Genomic DNA, 17,834 nt, shown 5'->3' with positions numbered 1-17,834 from the left:
CGCCCAGGGCGCGGTGCGGGTGTTCGTGGCGGATCCGGACGGAGAGCAGCTCTCGCCACGGTCCCGCAGCGCTACGACGTGCGGTTCCTGCCCGGCCACCGGTGGCACGCCGACGCGTGACTCACAAGCCGGGGCCGTAGCGGCGGGCGTGCGGGCGGTACTCGCCGTAGTGGTCCGCCCGGCGCAGCGCGTCCAGGAAGGAGCCGGGGCCGTCGAAGTCGGGCATCTCCAGGTAGGCGGCCCCGATCCCGGCCGGGTCGTGCGCGTCCGAGCCGACCGTGCCGGGCAGGCCGTGTGCCCGTGCCGTGCGCAGCGCCGCCCGGTTGTGCTCCGGATCGGCGGTCTTGGCGTTGAACACCTCGACCGCGTCGATCAGCCCGGCTGCGCACATCGCGTCGAGCGCGGCTCCGACGCCGGAGCGGAGCGGGTCGTACGGGTGTGGCGCGCACACGAGGCCGCCCTGCGCGCGGATCCGGCGGACGACCTCGCGGGCGGGCAGCACGTACGGGACCCGTTCGGTGAGGAACAGGCCGATCAGCTCGCCCGAGCCGGTACGGATCTCCTCGCCGGGCACCACCCGGGCGCCGACCGCGCGTGACAGCCGCTCCGCCGTACCGGCCAGGTGGTGGTGGTCGGTGAGGCAGACGACGTCGATCCGGTGCGCCGCGACCCGCTCGGCCAGCTGGTCGAGGGTGGTGACGGCATCACCCGAGGCGACGGTGTGCACGTGGCAGTCCACCCGTACCCACCCGGCCGGCACGGCCCGGCGTGGATCCGGGGCGGCCGTCATCGGGTGCGCTCCTCGACCGGGTGCCCGTCCAGGGCCGGTGCCGGGCGGCGGGCGGCCCCGCGGCGGCCGCCGAACGAGGCGAGCACCGAGAGCACGGAGACGGCCGTCAGCACCCCCAGCGTGAGCCGGTAGCCGGCGATCAGCTCGCCGACGTTCCCGGGGGCGACGCGCGACAAGGTCCCGGCGAACACCTCGGGCCGCAGCGCCGCCGGCAGCGGCCCCGTGATCAGCGACAGGGCCAGCGCGTTGCTCACCACGACGCCGGTGTTCTGCACCATGAGCCGCATGGCGTTGACGATGCCCACCCGGTGCGCGGGCAGGTCGTCCAGCAGGGACGTGGCGGTGGCGGGCATGAACATCCCGGCGCCCGCGCCGACCAGCACCATGCCCACGCAGACCGGCGCGTAGGTGACGTCGGCCGAGATCGTCACCAGCAGCACGACCAGCCCAGCGGTGCCGGCGACGTTGCCGAGCAGGGCCACGACGCGGGCGCCGAGCCAGGAGTGCAGCGCCCCCGCCGACATCGAGGCGACCATCATGGCGACCGACAGCGGCAGCACCTTCAGCCCGGCCGACACCGGATCCTCGCCGCGCACCGCCTGGTAGTAGAGCGCGACCAGCAGCACCACCGCCATCCTGCCGACCGTGCTGAGGAACGAGGCCAGCAGGTCCAGCCCGAACACCCGGTCGGCGAACAGCCGCACGTCCACCACCGGATGCCGGCTGCGCCGCTCGACGACGACGAACACCGGGACGAGGGCGGCGAACACCGCCACCCCGCCCAGCACCACCGGGTCCGTCCAGCCGAGGTCGGCGGCCTGCGACAGCCCGAACAGCAGCCCGCCCAGCGACACCAGCACCAGGAGGTTGCCGGGCAGGTCGATGCCCCGCTCCCCCGCCGACGCGGCGGTGCGGCGCAGCGTGATCGCGCCCCAGACCAGGCAGACCACGCCGAGCGGCACGTTGTACCAGAAGACCCACTGCCAGCCGAAGCGGTGGGTGAGGAAGCCGCCCAGGGTGGGGCCGAAGAGCTGGGCGACCGAGAAGGAGGCCATGTAGATGCCCAGGCCGCGGCCGAGGTGCCGGCGCGGGAAGGCGTCGGTGAGCAGCGCGGCACTGTTGGTCAGCAGCATCGCACCGCCGGCCGCCTGGACCACGCGCAGGCCGACGACGTACCAGTCGCCCGGGGCGAAGCCCAGCAGCAGGCTGGCGCCGGTGTAGGTGGCCAGGCCCCACAGGTACATGGCGCGCCGGCCGTACATGTCGGCCAGCCGGCCGAACACCACCATCAGCACGGTGTTGGCCAGCATGAACGACAGCAGCATCCAGCTCGCGGCGGCGACTCCGGAGCGGAAGTGCCGGACGACCTCGGGCAGCGCCACGTTGAGCGAACTGCTGCCGAGGGCGATGAGGATGCTGGCCAGGCTGACGACCGACAGCACCCGCCACGCGTAGCGCAGCCCGGGGTCGCCCATCTCAGAAGGTGACCAGGGACCGGATCACGTCGCCCGATCCCATCGCGGTGAACGCGTCGCCGACGTCGTCGAGGGTGATCCGCCTGGTGATGAGGCCGTCCAGGTCCAGCCGGCCGGCCCGCCACAGGCGCAGCAGGCGGGTGAAGTCGGTGCGTACGTCGCCGGAGCCGTACAGGCAGCCGAGCAGCCGCCGCTCGGTGGCGAACAGCTCGGCGGCGCTGAAGGAGACCAGGTCGTCGGCGCTGCCGGCGCCCACCACGACGGTGGTGCCGCCGCGGCGGGTGGCCTGCCAGGCCTGCCGGATGGTCGCCGAGCGGCCCACGACCTCGAAGGCGTGGTCGAACCCGCGCCCCTCGGTCAGCTCCTTGACGGCGTCGGCCAGCCCGTCCGGGGTGGTCGTGTGGGTGGCGCCGAAGCGCCGGGCCGTCTCCAGCTTGCCGGGGAAGGGGTCCACGGCCAGCACGGGGGCGGCCGCGGCCAGCCTGGCGCCCTGGATCACGTTGATCCCGACGCCGCCGCAGCCGATCACCAGGGCCGACTCGCCCGGGCGGACGCGGGCGGTGTTGACCACGGCCCCGACGCCGGTCAGCACCGCGCAGCCGACCACCGCGGCCACGTCGAACGGCACGTCGTCCGGGATCGGGATCGCCGCCCGCGCGTCGACCACCGTCTCCTCGGCGAAGCAGCCCACGCCGAGCGCGGCGTGGGCGGGCTCGGCGCCGAGGCCCAGCGTGGGCGCGCCGGACGTGGCCCGGGCGCTGACGCACAGGTTGGGCCGGCCGCCCAGGCAGAAGTAGCAGTCGCCGCAGGGCGGGATCCAGGACAGGATGACGTGCGTGCCCACCGGCGGGCCGGTCACGCCGGGGCCCAGCTCGACCACCTCGCCCGCGCCCTCGTGCCCCGGCACCAGGGGCAGGCGGGCGGGCAGCCTGCCCTCGCACATGGACAGGTCGGAGTGGCAGACGCCGGCCGCGCGCAGGCGCACGCGTACCTCTCCGGGGCCCGGCCGCCGCAGCGCCAGCTCCTCGCTGACCTCGACGGGCTTCCCGATCTCGCGCAGGATGACGCCTCGCATGTGTTTCTTCCCCGGGTCAGAGCTGCACGGACGTGGTGGTGAGGAACTCCTCCAGGCCGAATCGGCCGTACTCGCGGCCGTACCCGGACTGTTTGTAGCCGCCGAAGGGGGCCAGGCCGTTGTGCGCGCCGTCGTTGATCCTGATCTGCCCGGCGCGCAGGCGCCGGGCGACGCGGAGGGCGCGTTCGGGGTCGGCGGCGCGGACGCCGGCGGCCAGCCCGTACGGGGTGCCGTTGGCGATCCGGACCGCCTCGTCCTCCCCGTCGTAGGGCAGGATGACCAGGACGGGGCCGAAGATCTCCTCCTGCGCGATCCGCGACTCCGGCGTGAGGCCGGTCAGCACGGTGGGCCGCACGTAGAAGCCGCGCTCCAGGCCCTCGGGCGCGTCCGGGCCGCCGGTGAGGACGGTGGCGCCGTCCTCGGCCGCCGCGCGCAGGTGCTCGCGCACCCGCTCCCGCTGCACGGCCGAGACCAGCGGGCCGAGCCGGGTATCCGCCGCGCGCGGATCGCCCGGGGTGTACGTGCCCGCCTCCTCCGCCGCGATCCGCTCGGCCTCCGGCAGCCGCTCGCGCGGGACCAGCATCCTGGTCAGCGCCGAACACGTCTGGCCGGAGTTCAGGAAGCAGGCGCCCACCCCCCTGCGTACGGCGTCCTCGAAGGCGGCGTCGGCCAGGTCGTCGAGCAGCACGTTCGCCGACTTGCCGCCCAGCTCCAGCGCGGTGCGCTTGACCCCGGCGGCGGCCAGCTCGGCCACCCGCCGCCCGGCCCGGGTGGATCCGGTGAAGGAGACCATGTCCACCAGCGGGTGCCCGGCCAGCGCCTCCCCCGCCTCCGGCCCGGTGCCCGAGACCAGGTTGAACACGCCCGGCGGGAACCCGGCCTCGTGCATCACGTCGGCCAGCACGAACGCGTTCAGCGGCGTCACCTCGCTCGGCTTGAGCACCACCGTGCACCCCGCGGTGAGCGCGGGGGCGACCTTGGCGGCGATCTGGTGCAGCGGGTAGTTCCACGGCGTGATCGCGCCGACCACCCCGATCGGGTCCCGGTGGATCACCGAGCCGCCGAGGCGTTCCTCGAACCCGATCCCCGCCGCGACCTCCGGCATCGAGGCGAACGTCCGGATCGGCGCCCCCACCTGGATGAGCTCGGTGAGGGGCAGCGGCATGCCGAGCTCGTCGACGATCATGCCGGTCAGCTCCTCGGCACGTTCCCGCAGCCCGTCCGCCACGGTCGCGCACATCGCGGCGCGCTCGGCGGCGTGCCGGGCCGACCAGGCGGGCAGCGCGGCGGCGGCCGCCTCCACGGCCCGGGCCACGTCCTTGGCGCCGCTACGGGGCACCTCGTCGAAGGCCTCCTCGGTGGCGGGATTCACCACCGGTATCGCCGTACCGCCGCCGGCCGGCGCCCACTCACCATCGACATAGATCCGATGCGGCATGGCCCACCTCAAGTAGGGGAGTTGAATTCTAGATTTGGATTCTAGAAGCCTCTCCCCCGGCCGTCCAGGGCGGGCCATGCCCCTCGGGGTCAGGCGATGCGGAGGGGCAGCGTGCGGGGACCGCGTACCTGGCTGGCCGCCCACGTCACCGCCGCCGGGTCGGCCAGGCCGAACACCGGGACCCGCTCCAGCCACACCTCCAGCGCCACCCGCAGCTCCATCCGCGCCAGGTGGGAGCCCACGCAGCGATGGATGCCCATCCCGAATGCCACGTGCCGGTTCACCTCGCGATCGATCACCACCTCACCGGCCCGCTCGAACTGCTCCGGGTCCCGGTTCGCCGCCGGGAACGACAGCAGCACCCAGTCCTCGGCCTTCATGTCCACGCCGTTCCAGCGCATGTCCCGCTTCACCAGCCGCGCCATCGTGACCGGCGCGTACGCCCGCAGGAACTCCTCCATCGCCGTCGGCAGCAGCTCCGGCTCGGCCACCAGCCGCTCCCGGTCGGCCGGCGTCCTGGCCAGGTGCCAGAGCGAGGCGCCGATCGCGCTCCAGGTCGTGTCGATGCCGGCGATGAGCAGCAGCGAGATCGTCCCCACCACGTGGGTCGGCTCGAGCTTGCGGCCGCCCAGCTCGGCGTTGATGAGGTAGGTGGTCAGGTCGTCGCGCGGGTTGGCGACGTGGTCGTGGATCTGCGCCAGCAGGTAGTTCGAGAGCCTGGTGAACCGTTCGATCCGCTCCTGCGGCTGCTCGTTGACGCTCTCCAGGGAGCTCTCGACGAAATCCCGGAACTGCTCCCCGTCCTCCGGCGGGAAGCCGAGCATGTCGGCGATCACCCGCGTGGGGATGTGCTGGGCGTACTCCCGGGCGGCGTCCACGAGCTCCCGCCCCTCCAGCGCGTCGATCAGCTCGTGACAGAACGCCCTGGTGGCCGCCTCCTGCCTGGCGACCGCCGTCTTGGTGAAGGCCGGCAGCAGCAGCCTGCGCGCGTCGTGGTGGAACGGCGGGTCGGACGAGATCGGCGGCACCACGCCCACCGGGGCCAGCTCCTTCGGCGAGCGGACGTTGCTCACGATGATCGAGCGCGAGGAGAAGCGCTCGGTGTCGTACGCGATCGCCGCCACGTCCTCGTAGCGGGTCGGCAGCCACGCACCGCCGAACCGCTCGGTGCGCGCGACCGGGCACCGCTGCCGCAGCTCGTCCTGGATCGGATAGGGATCGGCCGCCCACGCGGGGTCGACATGGGAGAAGTCGGTCGCCCAGTCGGAGACCGGATCGGTGACGATCTCGCTGAGCGTCCCGGCCGGGCGGTTCCTGCGCGCCTCCTCGAGGCGCTCGCCGAAGCGGTCGTCCACCGTCATCGCACTGCTCCGCCCCGGACCTTGATCGCGATCTGTGCTCTCATCGCCCTCGTTCCCATCTGTGCTGGGGGCCGCATATGACCGAATTAAAAATTCGTTCATTTACCGCGTCAAGGGCTTTCGAGGCCAGGCGCCCGAACCGCACCTCGCCGGGTCGCGTGGGTTATTCTGGCGACGGCGTCCGTCCGCGCCCAACCTCCGGCGGCCCGCCCCAGCCGGGTCACCCACGGAGGCAAAGGGAGGCCCACCTCTCGGCCGGGGTCTCGTCGTCGTTTCGCGCGTCCGCCGCACCGGTCGCTGGGGGATCCGCGGGTGGGCCGCGGGAGATGACCATGACCAAGCAGGCCGACTTCAAACGGCGCGTGCGCGAGCGCATGGCCAGGACCGGCGAGTCGTACGCGACCGCCCGCAGCCACCTCCTCGCCGGGCGGCGGCAACCGGCCCCCACCGGGCCCGCCGGCGACTGGATGGCCGGGGCGCTGCACGTCAGCAATGGCGACGCCACCGACCTGCCCGGCACCGGGATCGCCCGGCGGGTGGTGTTCTGGCGCGACGTCCTGCACGAGGGGCCGGTGCCGGCGGTGGGGCCCGAGGAGCTGCGCCGGATCCGGGCCGCCTTCATCATCGAGGCCGACGCGGACGACAGGGGCGAGGCCACGGCGATGTTCTCCGAGCGTGACCGCACCCTGGAGGAGAACCGGGACGGCGAGTACGTGCTGTGGTTCGAGGCGGACCTGTACGACCAGCTGCAGATCATCCAGATCCTCGCCCGCCTCGCCGAGCTGCGCGTGCCCGCCGAGCGGATCACCCTGATCTGCATCGGCGAGCATCCCGGCATCGCCCGGTTCGGCGGCCTCGGTCAGCTGACCGCCGAGCAGCTGCGCGAGCTGCCCGCGACGAAGGCGTGCGCCCGCCTGACCCCCGCCGCGCTGGAGCTCGCCACCCGCGCCTGGGCCGCCTTCCGGGCGCCGACGCCCGCCGGTCTCGGTGCCATCGCCGCGGTCCGCTCGCCCGAGCTGCGCTTCCTCGGCGAGGCGTTCGACCGGCTCAGCCGGGAGTACCCGGCCACCCGCGACGGGCTGTCGCTGACCGAACGGCGCGTGCTCGCCGCCGTCGCCGACGGCGCGCCCGACGCCGGCACCGCGTTCGTCCGCGCGGCGGCCCGGGAGACACGCCCGTACCTCGGGGACGACTGGTGCTTCGCGATGATGGACCGGATGGCCCGCGCGCCCGTCCCGCTGCTGGACACCGACCCGGCGGGCGGGCCGGTCGACCGCGCCACCCGCCTGCGCCTGACCGGTACCGGGGCCCGGGTGCTCGCGGGCCAGGCGGACCACGTCACGCTCAACGGCCTCGACCGGTGGATCGGCGGCGTCCACCTGCGGGGACGGCACGTGCGCTGGCGCTGGGACGACGGCACCGAAACCATCGTCGGACCGGCCGACGAGGACTGACTGTTACCGTGGATCTTCATCAGCTGGCCGAAAGGTGCGCCCCATGGTGTTTCGTCCGCGGCAGTGGAGCCGTGAAGGACGCGTGGCCCTCTTGGCCTGGTCCGGCTGCGTCGCGTTCTTCTCCCTGCTCAGGCTGGCCGTTGACTACTTCACCGAGGGAACGGAGAAGGTCAACGCGGTCTATCTGATGATGCGTCCCTTGGCATACATCGCGATCTGGTTCGCCGGGGCCCTGGTCATCCGATTGCTCACGCGTCCGGGCAAGTCGGGCTCCGGCCGGTCATAGCCGCCCCGCGCCGCTCCCCTGCTGGGGTTTGCGCTCGGGGCGGGGCCAGGCGTGGCCGCGGAGGCGTTCGATGTCGGTGTTGAAGCGCTTGAGGTAGGCGGCGAAGGCCGCGACGTCCTCGGCCGTCCAGCCGGCCAGCACCTTCTCCAGGCCGTTGATGTTCCGCGCCCGCTCGTCGTCGAGGTGCTGCTCGCCCGCCTCCGTGAGCCGGAACTTGCGCGCGATCCCGCCCTCCGGGTCGGGGATGCGCTCGGCCAGCCCCGCGCGGAGCAGGGCGGAGGTGTGCCGGTTGAGGGTCGAGACGTCGAGGCCGAACGCCTCGCTGAGCTGCCCGATGGACATCATGCCCTCCATCCGGATGCGGCTCAGCAGGATGTACGCGCTGCGGTCGAGATGGCGATGCTGCCCGAGCAGCATGGTCTCGTACTCGATCAGGTGCGTGGGCTTGTCCATGCCGATCCTTCTCCCCCTTCGGGTGGGCGTCAGCCTATCCTCCGTCGCGATGTGCAATCCTCACAAAGCGTGCATGTAACACTCTATGTGTAGAGCGCACACCGCTTCCGGCGTCGAGAAAGAAGGGGGATCCGCGTGGAGGAGCCCATATCCGGCACCCGCCCCAACGGGATCGTCACCGTGATGGCGGCGGCCGGCATCACGGCCGCGCTCACCCAGACCCTGGTCGTGCCCCTGATCGGCGAGCTGCCGACGCTGCTGCGCACTACCGCCTCCAACGCCTCCTGGGTGATCACGGCCACACTGCTGGCCGGAGCCGTCACGACCCCGGTCATGGGCCGGTTGGGCGACCTGTACGGCAAGCGCCGCATGATGCTCGTCTGCGCGATCCCCCTCATCGTGGGCTGCGTCGTCTGCGCGCTGGCCGGGTCCCTGGCCCCCATGCTCGTCGGACGGGGCCTGCAGGGCATGGGCATGGGCATGATCCCGCTGGGCATCAGCGCCCTGCGCGACGTGCTCCCGCCCGACCGGCTCGGCCCCTCGATCGCGCTCATGAGCTCGTCCATGGGCATCGGCGGCGCGCTCGGCCTGCCGCTCTCGGCCGCCGTCGCCGAGTACGCGAGCTGGCGGGCGCTGTTCTGGGGCACGGCCGCGCTGAGCCTGGCGGTGGCCGTGCTCATCTGGCTGCTGGTGCCGGTCACGCCCGCCGCCGCCAGGGGACGCGTCGACCTCCTCGGCGCGCTCGGCCTCGGCGCGGGCCTGGTGTGCCTGCTGCTGGGCGTGTCCAAGGGCGCCGACTGGGGCTGGTCGAGCGGCATCACGCTCGGGCTGCTGGCCGCCGCCGTGGTCGTCCTCCTGCTGTGGGGTTGGTGGGAGCTGCGGGTCCGTGATCCGCTGGTCGACCTGCGCGTCACCGCCCGGCCGCAGGTGCTGCTGACGAACGTGGCCTCGATCGTGGTCGGCTTCTCGATGTACGCCCAGGCGCTGATCGTCATGCAGATCCTGCAGCTCCCCGCGGCCACCGGCTACGGCCTGGGCCAGTCGATGCTGGCCGCCGGGCTGTGGATGGCCCCCGCGGGCCTGATGATGATGCTCATCTCCCCGATCGGCGCGCGGCTGTCGGCCGCCCGCGGCGCCAAGGTCACGCTGATCGTCGGCAGCCTCGTCATGGCCCTCGGGTACGGCTCCTCGATGGTCCTACTCGGCTCCACCTGGGGGCTGCTCGTCGTGGGCTGCGTCTGCAGCATCGGCGTCGCCTTCGCCTACGGATCGATGCCCGCCCTCATCATGGGCGCGGTGCCCCGCTCGGAGACCGGCGCCGCCAACAGCTTCAACACGCTGATGCGCTCCATCGGCACCACCGTGTCGGCCGCGGTGGTGGGGCTGGTCCTGTCGCAGCTGACCATCGACTTCGGCGGCCACCCGCTGCCGTCCGAGGCGGGCTTCCGTACCGGCATGCTGATCGGCTGCGGCGCCGCGCTGCTGGCCGCGGCGATCACCCTGGCCCTCCCGTCCCGCCGCGCGGCCGAGCCCGCGCCCGCCGGGGCACCCGCGCACGCCGTCAAACCCTGAGCACCACCATGGGCGCGGCGCGGCGCGTCAGGCGATCCGGTTCAGGTCCGCCACGCGTACCGCGCCCCTGAGCGGGCGCCCGCGGGCCAGCCGTTCCACCTCCCCCACCGCGAACTCCCCCAGCCGCCGCAGCTCCCTGCCCCGCGCCCCGCTGATGTGCGGGGTCACCAGGACGTTGGGCAGGGCGAGCAGCGGGTGATCGGGCGGGAGCGGCTCGGGGTCGGTCACGTCGAGGACGGCGCCGATCCGGCCGCCGGAGCAGTGCCGTACCAGGGCACCGGTGTCGATCAGGGACCCGCGCGCGGTGTTGACGACGACGGCCCCGTCGCGCAGCAGCGACAGGTGGCGCTCGCCGAGCAGGCCGCGGGTCTCCGGCAGCTCCGGCGCGTGCACCGTGACCAGCTCGGCGGCCCGGCACAGCTCGTCCAGCGGCACCGCCCGCGCGCCCAGCCCGGCCGCCTCCTCCGCCGTCGTGTACGGGTCGCTGAGCAGGATCCGCGCCCCGTGCCCGCGCAGGGCCCGCATCACCAGCCGGCCCACCCGGGAGGCCCCGATGACCCCTACCGTCGCCCCGGACAGGCCGCCCCGGTCGCCCGGGGTCGCCACGCCGGGCAGCGCGTCGCCCGACCACGCGCCCGCCGCGTACGCGCGGGCCCGGGGGATGGCCTGCTTGGCCGCCAGCACCAGCATGGCCAGCGTGAACTCGGCCACCGGCACCGCGTTGGCCTGCGCCGCCGAGGACACCGCGATGCCCCGGTCGAACACCGCCGCCGTCAGATGCCCCTTGACGCTGCCCGCCGCGTGCACGACCGCCCGCAGCCGGGGCGCCGCGGCCAGGACGTCGGCGTCGATGCGCGGGCAGCCCCAGCCGGTGATCAGGATCTCCGCGTCGAGCGGCCCGTCGAAGGCGTCGATCACCCGCTCGTGCATCCGCGTCACCAGCGACAGCCTGCGGCGCAGGTCCAGGGGGAACAGCTCGGGCAGCAGCGGCGGCCGCATGGCGAAGGCCACGAGTGGAGTCATCGGGGTCCGAGGGGCCGGACCGAGTCGCGCACCACGATGTGGGTGCCCAGCGTCATGGGGCTGGTGGTGAGCCGGCCGAGCGCGAGGCGGACCGCGGCCCGGCCGAGCTCGTCGTGCGGCAGGTGCACGGTGGTCAGGCGCAGGTCCTCGGCCGGCGGCACGTCGTCGTAGCCGACGATCGACATGTCCTGGGGCACGCGCAGGCCATGCTCGCGCAGGGATTGGATCGCTCCCGCGGCGAGCAGGTCGTTGCCGGCGAAGATGGCGGTGAAGTCGGGCGGGCCGGCGGCCAGGCGGCGGTTCATCGCGGCGTGGCCGGCGTCCCTGGAGAACTCCGCCTGGACCTCCAGCGACGGGTCCGCGGGCACGCCGTGCTCGGCCAGCGCGCTGCGGTAACCGGCCACCCGGAAGTCGGAGGTGGTGTGGCCGGGCCGCAGGCCCAGGTACAGGATCCGGCGATGGCCCGCCGACAGCAGGTGGGCGGTCACGGCGTGCGCGCCGCCGGTGTTGTCGAAGCCGACGACCAGGGCCGGCACCCCCTCCCCCAGCGGCGGGCGGCCGCACAGGACCAGGCGGGAGCCGGCGGCGGCCAGGGCGTGCGCGTATTCGGTCATCCGCTTGCGGTATTCCTCGTCCACGATCACGCTGCCGACCAGGATGACGGCCTCGGCCCGCTGCTCGCGCAGGAGTTGCACGATCGACAGCTCGCGGCCGGGGTCGCCGCCGGTGGTGCAGATCAGCGACAGCCTGCCCTCCTGCGCGGCCTGCTCCTCCACCCCCTGGGCGATGTAGGCGTAGTACGGCACCGCGACGGTGTTGACGACGATCGCGATGGCGCCGGGCCGGGCCGCGGACAGGGCCCGGGCGTGGGCGTTGGGCACGTAGTCGAGCTCGCGCACGGCCCGCACGACCTTGTTGCGGGTGGCGGGCAGGACCGGGTAGTCGCCGGCCAGCACCCGGGAGACGGTGGCGACCGAGACGCCGGCCTGCCGGGCCACGTCCCTGATGGTGACGCGGGTGGGTCTCGTCATGCGGCCTCCCTCACCAGATCCTGCTCAGGAGGTAACCGGTTACCCGAGCAATGACCTGGACGCTAGGAGATCCCTCTCCTCCCGTCAACCCCGACCCCAGCACGATTGTAACGAAAAGTTAACAGTACATTGACGCCATGGGACAGTCGCGTCTAGCGTCCGCCTCACGACGTCTGAAGTAACCGGTTACCTGGCATCGGCACCGACTCACTCCCCCCACGAGAGGTGGCCCCGATGAACAGACCACTCACCCGGCGCGGACTGCTGAAGGGATCCGTGCTCTTCGTCGCCGGAGCCGCCGTCTCCGCGTGCTCCACCGGAGACCCGCTGGCCAAGGGCGGCGCCCCCGCCCCCGCCTCCGGAGCGGCGAAGATCACGCTGACGCACTGGTACCACGAGTACGGCGAGGAGGGCACGCAGCAGGCGGCCATGAAGTACGCCGCCGACTTCACCAAGGCCAACCCCGACATCGCGGTCAAGGTCTCCTGGATCCCCGGCGACTACGCCACCAAGTGGACCGCCGCCGTGCTGACCCCTGACGGCCCGGACGTCTACGAGGTCAACGACGTCAGCCCGAACATGGTCAAGGCCGGCCAGGTCACCCCGCTGGACGAGGTGCTGGGCGCGGAGAAGGCCGACTACAACGCCAAGGTGCTGGCGCCGTACACGTGGGGCGGCCGGGTGTACGCGGTCCCCATGATCGTGGACCCGATGCTGGTGTTCTACCGCAAGTCCCTGTTCGCCAAGGCCGGCGTGAGCGTGCCGACCAGCTTCGCGGAGTTCTCGGCGGCGGCCAGGAAGCTCACGCAGGGCAAGCAGAAGGGCCTGTTCGTGGGCAACGACGGCGTCGGCCCGCTGGGCCAGATGGTGCCGTGGTCGAACGGCAACCTGCTGATCGACGACCGCAGGATCACCTACGACGACCCGAAGGTGGTCGAGGCGCTGACCGCGGTCAAGGACCTGTACGACGCCAAGGCCACGCTGCAGGGCTACTCCACCGACTGGTGGGACCCGGGCGCGCTGATCAACGGCGCGGCGGCCATGCAGTGGGTCGGCATGTGGGCCGTGCCGGGCATGACCGAGGCGCTGGGCGACGACTTCGACGCCTTCGCGCTGCCGCCGTTCGGGCCGGGCGGCCAGGCCGTGGTCAACATGGGTGGCTGGGTGCAGGTGGTCAACGGCAAGAGCCGCAACCTGGAGGCGGCCAAGAAGTACGTGCGCTGGCTGTGGGTGGAGAACACCGCCGCGCAGACCGACTGGAGCCTGGCCTACGGCTTCCACATCCCGCCCCGCAACAGCGCCGCCGCCCAGGCCGACAAGCTGAGCACCGGCCCGGCCAAGACCGTCATGGACGCCGTGGCCGCCCACGGCATCAAGCAGCCGGCGCTGTGGACGGCCGAGGTGCGCCAGCCGTACACCGACGCCGTCACGGCGATCGTCAAGAAGGGCGCCGACGCGAAGAAGACGCTCGCGGAGGCGGCCAAGCGCTCGCAGGACATCCTGGACGAGGTGCCGGTGCTATGACGACGCCCTTGACGGCAGGGGCCGCGCCCGCCCGCCCCGGCACCGGCGGGCCACCCCGCCGCGCCGCGGGGCGGCGGGCCGCCCGGTGGCCGGCCTGGCGCGCGTTCCTGCTGCTCACGCTGCCGATGGTGGCCGGGCTGTTCCTGTTCAAGTACGTGGCCATCGGCTGGGGCCTCCTGCTCAGCTTCAACGACGCCCGCGGCACGATCGCGCTGGGCAACTGGAACGGCCTGGACAACTACCGGCGGCTGCTGGGCGATCCCGCCTTCACCCGGTCGCTGGTGACGATCCTGCTGTTCACGCTGTTCATCGTGCCGGTGACGTTCGCGCTGGCGCTGGGCCTGGCGGTGCTGGTGAACCGGCTGCGCGGCGGCCGGGCGCTGTTCAGGACCACGTTCTTCATCCCGGCGGCGGTCTCGTACGTGGTGGGCGCGCTGGTGTGGAAGATGAGCCTGTTCAGCGGCACCCCGTCGGGCGTCGCCAACAGCCTGGCGTACCTGCTGGGCTACGAGGAGTCGATCGGCTGGGTCGCGACCGTGGACCCGCCGCTGTACTGGATCGTGCTGGTCACCGTGCGGCTGTGGCTGCAGACCGGCTTCTACATGATCCTGTTCCTGGCCGGGATCCAGCAGATCCCCGCCCAGCTCTACGAGGCGGCCAGGGTGGACGGCGCCGAGTCGGAGGCCCGGCTGTTCCGGCACATCACCTGGCCGATGTTGCGCAACACGTCGGTGGCGGTGACGCTGCTGCTGATCATCAACGCGTTCCAGGCGTTCGACGAGTTCTACAACATTCTGGCCTCCAACCTGTCGGGGCTGGGCGGCGCGGACGGCCGCACGCCGCTGATCTACCTGTTCCAGACGGCGCTCGGCGAGCAGAACTACGGCGCCGGGTCGGCCGGGGCGTTCGTCATCACCGTGCTGATCGTGGTGTTCACGCTGCTGCAGGGCCGCTTCGCCGGGTTCGGCCGGACGGCCGAGGAGGAGGGGCGATGAGGGGGCGGCGTCTGGGGTCGTACGCGGCCGTGATCGTCTTCGCGGTGCCGTTCCTGCTGCCGTTCTACCTGCTCCTGCGCAACGCGCTGATGAGCAGGCGGGAGCTCGGCTCGCTCGACTGGCACTGGTGGCCCGAGACGGTCAGCTTCCAGGGGTTCGCCGACGCGTTCGGCAACGAGGCGGTGCCGCTGGCGCACGCCCTGTGGAACTCGACGCTGATCGCGGCCATCTCCGCGCCGCTGTCCACGCTGCTGGCCTCGATGGCCGGGTACGCGCTGGCCCGCATCCCCGTGGCGGCCGCCCGCCCGGTGTTCTTCTTCATCATCGCCACGATGATGGTGCCGGGCGCGGCCACGTTCATCCCGACGTTCGTCGTGGTCGGCTCCATGGGCGGGGTCAACACGATGTGGGGGCTGATCGTCCCGGGGCTGTTCAGCGCGTTCGCCGTGCTCCTGTTCCGCGCCTTCTACCTGCGCTTCCCTCGCGAGCTGGAGGACGCGGGCCGGGTGGACGGCCTGGGCCACCTCGGCCTGTACGGGCGCCTGGCGCTGCCGAACTCCGGCGCGCTGTTCGCCTCGCTCGGCATCCTGTCCTTCATCGAGCACTGGAACGCCTTCCTGTGGCCGCTGGTCATCGGCCAGGACCCGGAGTTCTGGACGGTGCAGGTGGCGCTGTCGACCAACCTCAACCAGCAGGCGGTCAACCTGCCGGCGCTGTTCGCCGGCGCGCTGGTGGCCATCCTGCCCCTGGTCGCCCTCTTCCTCATCGCGCAGCGGTGGATCGTCAGGGGCGTCCTGCTCTCCGGCATCAAGGGCTGATCACCTCAGCAGAGAGGAGCACCCCCATGTCCCGCACGCGCGTCTTATGCCTCCTGGCCGCGCTCTTCCTCGCGCTCCTGCCCGCCCTGCCCGCGCGGGCGGCGGCCCCCGTCACGGTGCCGGTCGGCGCCCAGTTCACCGACACCTCGGGCAACCAGCTGCACGCCCACGGCGGCGGCGTGCTCAAGGTCGGCTCGTACTACTACTGGTTCGGGGAGAACCGCAACGCCGACGGCACCTTCCGCTACGTCTCCGCCTACCGCTCCTCCGACCTGCGCACCTGGGAGTTCCGCAACCACGTGCTGACCCAGTCCAGCGCCGCCGAGCTGCAGGTCGCCAACATCGAGCGGCCCAAGGTCATCCACAACGCCGCCACCGGCCAGTTCGTCATGTGGATGCACAAGGAGAACGGCCGCGACTACGGCGAGGCGCGGGCGGCCGTGGCCGTGTCGAACACCGTGGACGGCGCCTACACCTACCTGCGCAGCTTCCGGCCGCTCGGCCACATGTCGCGCGACATCACCGCGTTCGTCGACACCGACGGCACCGGCTACATGATCTCGGCCGCCGACGAGAACTACGACCTGCACGTCTACCGGCTCAGCGCCGACTACACCGACGTGGCCACGCTGGCGCGCATGTGGGACGGCGACCATCGCGAGGCGCCGGCGATGTTCAAGCGCAACGGCGTGTACTTCCTGCTCACCTCCGGCGCCACCGGCTGGCAGCCCAACCAGGCCAAGTACGCCACCGCCACCAGCATCACCGGCCCCTGGAGCGCGTGGCAGAACGCCGGCGACTCGCTGACGTTCGGCTCCCAGCCGGCGTACGTGCTGCCGGTGCAGGGCACCTCCGGCACGTCGTACCTGTACCTGGGCGACCGGTGGGCGGGCGCGTGGGGCGGGCCGGTCAACGACTCGCGCTACGTGTGGCTGCCGATCCAGTTCACCGGCAACACGGCCATGAGCCTGTCGTACGCGCGGCAGCTCACCGTCGACGCCGCCGCCGGCACGATCACCGCGACCGGCTCCGGCTACGACCGGCTGACCGTGCGGCACTCGGGCAAGTGCGCCGACGTGCGCAACGGCTCCACCGCCAACCTGACCGCCGTCATCCAGTACACCTGCGGAAGCGGCACCAACCAGCAGTGGCGGATCCAGTCGATCAGCGGCGGCCACGTGCAGATCGTCGCCCGCCACTCCGGCAGGTGCCTGGACGTCGACGGCGTCAGCACCGCCGACGGCGCCGGGCTGCAGCAGTACGGCTGCGGCACGGGCGCCAACCAGCAGTGGACCCTGCAGGACGCCGGCGGCGGCTACCTGCGGCTGGTGGCCAGGCACTCGGGCAAGTGCGCGGACCTGCCCAGCTCGTCCACCGCCAACGACGTGCAGTTCACGCAGTATCCGTGCAACTCCGGGCAGAACCAGCAGTTCACCCGGACCCCGCTGTAGCGCGCCGGCCCGCCCGTACCGGGGGAAATTGCCTCGCGGGCGGGCCGGGCCCCGGCTAGATTCGCTAGCGTGTCGGAGCTCCGTGAGATCGCCTGCGACGAGTCCGGCGCGGAGGGCGAGAAGCTCGTCGGCGGCAACACCGACGTCTTCGCCCACGCCAGCGTGCTGATGACCGCCGCGGCCGCGGCCGACTGCATCGGCGAGCTGCGCGAGCGGGCGCCCACCCCGGCCAACGAATACTGCGCGGGCCACGTCCTGCGCGGCAAGCACCGGGCGGCGCTGCTCTGGCTGCTCGGGCCGCACGGCCCCGTGCTCGGCAACGTGCGGGTGTTCCTGACCGACAAGACCTTCTACGCCGCGGGCAAGATCGCCGGCCTGCTGGAGGAGGACCACGCGCCGCGCATCGGGCTCGACCCGCACGCCAGGGCCACCGCCGTCACGCTCTACCGGGAGGGCCCGCGGGCGTTCGGCGCCGAGCGGTGGGCGGCCTTCCTCGACTCCTTCAACTACCTGCTGCGGGCCAAGAACGGCCAGGGGGTCACCACGTCGGTCGAGGAGACCTTCGGCCTGGTCGACGAGCTGCGCGAGGTCGGTGGGCCGGCGGGCGAGATCATGGACTCGCTGTGGCGGGCCCGGCCGCGGGTGGCGACCTTCCGGGCGCGGCTGCTGTCCGACCCGTACGTCTTCCCCGCGCTCGACCCGCTCATCCCCGCCATCGTCCAGGCCGTCACCTCCTGGGGCGCGGGCGGCGAGCCCGTCTCGGTCGTGCACGACAGGCAGACCACGCTGACCGACGAGCGCGTGGCGCAGATGCGGGAGATCCTCGGCGGCCGGATGGCCGGGCTGCGGCTGGTCGACTCGTTCCTGGACGAGCGGGTGCAGGTCGCCGACGTGATGGCGGGGGTGGCCAGGAAGATCGCCTCGGACGAGCTGAACGGGCGGGCCGACCCCGAGCTCAGCGCGCTGATCCGGCCGTACGTGGACGAATCCTCCATCTGGGGCGAAGATCGCGCCCCGGCAGCCTCCGGCCCCGGTGAGGTCATGTCCCGGTAAACAGCGCGCCCCCATGACGATCATCACTGTGCGTG

General features: G+C 72.6%; 16 protein-coding genes. 8 read left to right on the top strand and 8 right to left on the bottom strand.

Annotated elements, in window-relative coordinates; translation table 11 throughout:
* Window positions 1–121: 121 nt before the first annotated feature.
* The 5 genes from AB0J69_RS26670 to AB0J69_RS26650 form a co-directional block, all read right to left on the bottom strand.
* The gene (locus tag AB0J69_RS26670) at window positions 122–790 is read right to left on the bottom strand and encodes a PHP domain-containing protein (protein ID WP_364122452.1); all 669 of its coding nucleotides are present in this window, start codon (window positions 788–790) and stop codon (window positions 122–124) included.
* Entirely contained in the window at window positions 787–2,265 is a 1,479-nt protein-coding gene (locus AB0J69_RS26665; protein WP_364122450.1) for an MFS transporter, read from the bottom strand. Before AB0J69_RS26665 ends, AB0J69_RS26670 begins: the two co-directional genes overlap by 4 nt.
* A gap of 1 nt (window position 2,266) precedes the next feature.
* On the bottom strand, window positions 2,267–3,340 hold the full coding sequence (locus tag AB0J69_RS26660; RefSeq protein WP_364122448.1) for a Zn-dependent alcohol dehydrogenase: 1,074 nt from the start codon (window positions 3,338–3,340) through the stop codon (window positions 2,267–2,269).
* A gap of 16 nt (window positions 3,341–3,356) precedes the next feature.
* Complete coding sequence (locus tag AB0J69_RS26655; RefSeq protein ID WP_364122446.1) at window positions 3,357–4,778, bottom strand: aldehyde dehydrogenase family protein; 1,422 nt, start codon at window positions 4,776–4,778, stop codon at window positions 3,357–3,359.
* Window positions 4,779–4,867: 89 nt separating this feature from the next.
* Entirely contained in the window at window positions 4,868–6,139 is a 1,272-nt protein-coding gene (locus AB0J69_RS26650; RefSeq protein ID WP_364122444.1) for a cytochrome P450, read from the bottom strand.
* A 332-nt stretch (window positions 6,140–6,471) separates the two neighbouring features.
* On the opposite strand from AB0J69_RS26650, the gene AB0J69_RS26645 reads away from it, so the two are divergent.
* Together AB0J69_RS26645 and AB0J69_RS26640 are read left to right on the top strand one after the other, a co-directional pair.
* Window positions 6,472–7,593 carry a hypothetical protein gene (locus AB0J69_RS26645; protein ID WP_364122442.1) on the top strand — a complete coding sequence of 374 codons (1,122 nt, stop codon included), beginning with the start codon at window positions 6,472–6,474 and terminating at the stop codon, window positions 7,591–7,593.
* 43 nt (window positions 7,594–7,636) lie between these two features.
* Window positions 7,637–7,879 (top strand): hypothetical protein, encoded by a 243-nt coding sequence (locus tag AB0J69_RS26640; RefSeq protein ID WP_364122440.1) that lies wholly within the window; start codon window positions 7,637–7,639, stop codon window positions 7,877–7,879.
* Here AB0J69_RS26640 and AB0J69_RS26635 read toward each other — a convergent pair.
* Entirely contained in the window at window positions 7,874–8,332 is a 459-nt protein-coding gene (locus tag AB0J69_RS26635) for a MarR family transcriptional regulator (RefSeq protein ID WP_364122438.1), read from the bottom strand. The two genes, AB0J69_RS26640 and AB0J69_RS26635, sit on opposite strands and share 6 nt — an antisense overlap.
* 135 nt (window positions 8,333–8,467) lie before the next feature.
* Between AB0J69_RS26635 and AB0J69_RS26630 the strand changes: the two genes are divergently transcribed.
* Window positions 8,468–9,904, top strand: coding sequence for an MFS transporter (locus AB0J69_RS26630; protein ID WP_364122436.1), 1,437 nt, complete (start codon window positions 8,468–8,470; stop codon window positions 9,902–9,904).
* A gap of 27 nt (window positions 9,905–9,931) precedes the next feature.
* Here AB0J69_RS26630 and AB0J69_RS26625 read toward each other — a convergent pair whose 3' ends face one another.
* Together AB0J69_RS26625 and AB0J69_RS26620 are read right to left on the bottom strand one after the other, a co-directional pair.
* The gene (locus tag AB0J69_RS26625; RefSeq protein ID WP_364122434.1) at window positions 9,932–10,927 is read right to left on the bottom strand and encodes a hydroxyacid dehydrogenase; all 996 of its coding nucleotides are present in this window, start codon (window positions 10,925–10,927) and stop codon (window positions 9,932–9,934) included.
* The gene (locus AB0J69_RS26620; protein ID WP_364122432.1) at window positions 10,924–11,958 is read right to left on the bottom strand and encodes a LacI family DNA-binding transcriptional regulator; all 1,035 of its coding nucleotides are present in this window, start codon (window positions 11,956–11,958) and stop codon (window positions 10,924–10,926) included. The genes AB0J69_RS26625 and AB0J69_RS26620 overlap by 4 nt, the downstream gene beginning before the upstream one ends.
* 234 nt (window positions 11,959–12,192) lie before the next feature.
* On the opposite strand from AB0J69_RS26620, the gene AB0J69_RS26615 reads away from it, so the two are divergent.
* From AB0J69_RS26615 to AB0J69_RS26595, 5 genes are all read left to right on the top strand, one after another.
* A complete protein-coding gene (locus AB0J69_RS26615; protein WP_364122430.1) occupies window positions 12,193–13,482 on the top strand; it encodes an extracellular solute-binding protein in 1,290 nt (429 codons plus the stop codon).
* The gene (locus AB0J69_RS26610) at window positions 13,479–14,477 is read left to right on the top strand and encodes a sugar ABC transporter permease (RefSeq protein WP_364122428.1); all 999 of its coding nucleotides are present in this window, start codon (window positions 13,479–13,481) and stop codon (window positions 14,475–14,477) included. The genes AB0J69_RS26615 and AB0J69_RS26610 overlap by 4 nt, the downstream gene beginning before the upstream one ends.
* A complete protein-coding gene (locus AB0J69_RS26605; RefSeq protein ID WP_364122426.1) occupies window positions 14,474–15,295 on the top strand; it encodes a carbohydrate ABC transporter permease in 822 nt (273 codons plus the stop codon). Before AB0J69_RS26610 ends, AB0J69_RS26605 begins: the two co-directional genes overlap by 4 nt.
* Window positions 15,296–15,321: 26 nt before the next feature.
* On the top strand, window positions 15,322–16,746 hold the full coding sequence (locus tag AB0J69_RS26600) for an RICIN domain-containing protein (protein WP_364122424.1): 1,425 nt from the start codon (window positions 15,322–15,324) through the stop codon (window positions 16,744–16,746).
* A 69-nt stretch (window positions 16,747–16,815) separates the two neighbouring features.
* The gene (locus AB0J69_RS26595) at window positions 16,816–17,799 is read left to right on the top strand and encodes a hypothetical protein (RefSeq protein ID WP_364122422.1); all 984 of its coding nucleotides are present in this window, start codon (window positions 16,816–16,818) and stop codon (window positions 17,797–17,799) included.
* The last annotated feature ends 35 nt before the right edge of the window (window positions 17,800–17,834 follow it).

Source organism: Nonomuraea sp. NPDC049709 (genome assembly GCF_040674815.1).
Classification (GTDB): domain Bacteria; phylum Actinomycetota; class Actinomycetes; order Streptosporangiales; family Streptosporangiaceae; genus Nonomuraea.
This window is presented reverse-complemented; position numbering and strand designations above follow the sequence as displayed.

What these genes read in the sequence shown, in the direction of transcription:
- AB0J69_RS26615 (WP_364122430.1), top strand. Translation starts at nt 12,193, where the DNA reads ATGAACAGACCACTCACCCGGCGCGGACTGCTGAAGGGATCCGTGCTC.
- AB0J69_RS26635 (WP_364122438.1), bottom strand. Translation starts at nt 8,332, where the DNA reads ATGGACAAGCCCACGCACCTGATCGAGTACGAGACCATGCTGCTCGGG.
- AB0J69_RS26670 (WP_364122452.1), bottom strand. Translation starts at nt 790, where the DNA reads ATGACGGCCGCCCCGGATCCACGCCGGGCCGTGCCGGCCGGGTGGGTA.
- AB0J69_RS26640 (WP_364122440.1), top strand. Translation starts at nt 7,637, where the DNA reads ATGGTGTTTCGTCCGCGGCAGTGGAGCCGTGAAGGACGCGTGGCCCTC.
- AB0J69_RS26660 (WP_364122448.1), bottom strand. Translation starts at nt 3,340, where the DNA reads ATGCGAGGCGTCATCCTGCGCGAGATCGGGAAGCCCGTCGAGGTCAGC.
- AB0J69_RS26625 (WP_364122434.1), bottom strand. Translation starts at nt 10,927, where the DNA reads ATGACTCCACTCGTGGCCTTCGCCATGCGGCCGCCGCTGCTGCCCGAG.
- AB0J69_RS26605 (WP_364122426.1), top strand. Translation starts at nt 14,474, where the DNA reads ATGAGGGGGCGGCGTCTGGGGTCGTACGCGGCCGTGATCGTCTTCGCG.
- AB0J69_RS26620 (WP_364122432.1), bottom strand. Translation starts at nt 11,958, where the DNA reads ATGACGAGACCCACCCGCGTCACCATCAGGGACGTGGCCCGGCAGGCC.
- AB0J69_RS26650 (WP_364122444.1), bottom strand. Translation starts at nt 6,139, where the DNA reads ATGACGGTGGACGACCGCTTCGGCGAGCGCCTCGAGGAGGCGCGCAGG.
- AB0J69_RS26610 (WP_364122428.1), top strand. Translation starts at nt 13,479, where the DNA reads ATGACGACGCCCTTGACGGCAGGGGCCGCGCCCGCCCGCCCCGGCACC.
- AB0J69_RS26645 (WP_364122442.1), top strand. Translation starts at nt 6,472, where the DNA reads ATGACCAAGCAGGCCGACTTCAAACGGCGCGTGCGCGAGCGCATGGCC.
- AB0J69_RS26600 (WP_364122424.1), top strand. Translation starts at nt 15,322, where the DNA reads ATGTCCCGCACGCGCGTCTTATGCCTCCTGGCCGCGCTCTTCCTCGCG.
- AB0J69_RS26665 (WP_364122450.1), bottom strand. Translation starts at nt 2,265, where the DNA reads ATGGGCGACCCCGGGCTGCGCTACGCGTGGCGGGTGCTGTCGGTCGTC.
- AB0J69_RS26655 (WP_364122446.1), bottom strand. Translation starts at nt 4,778, where the DNA reads ATGCCGCATCGGATCTATGTCGATGGTGAGTGGGCGCCGGCCGGCGGC.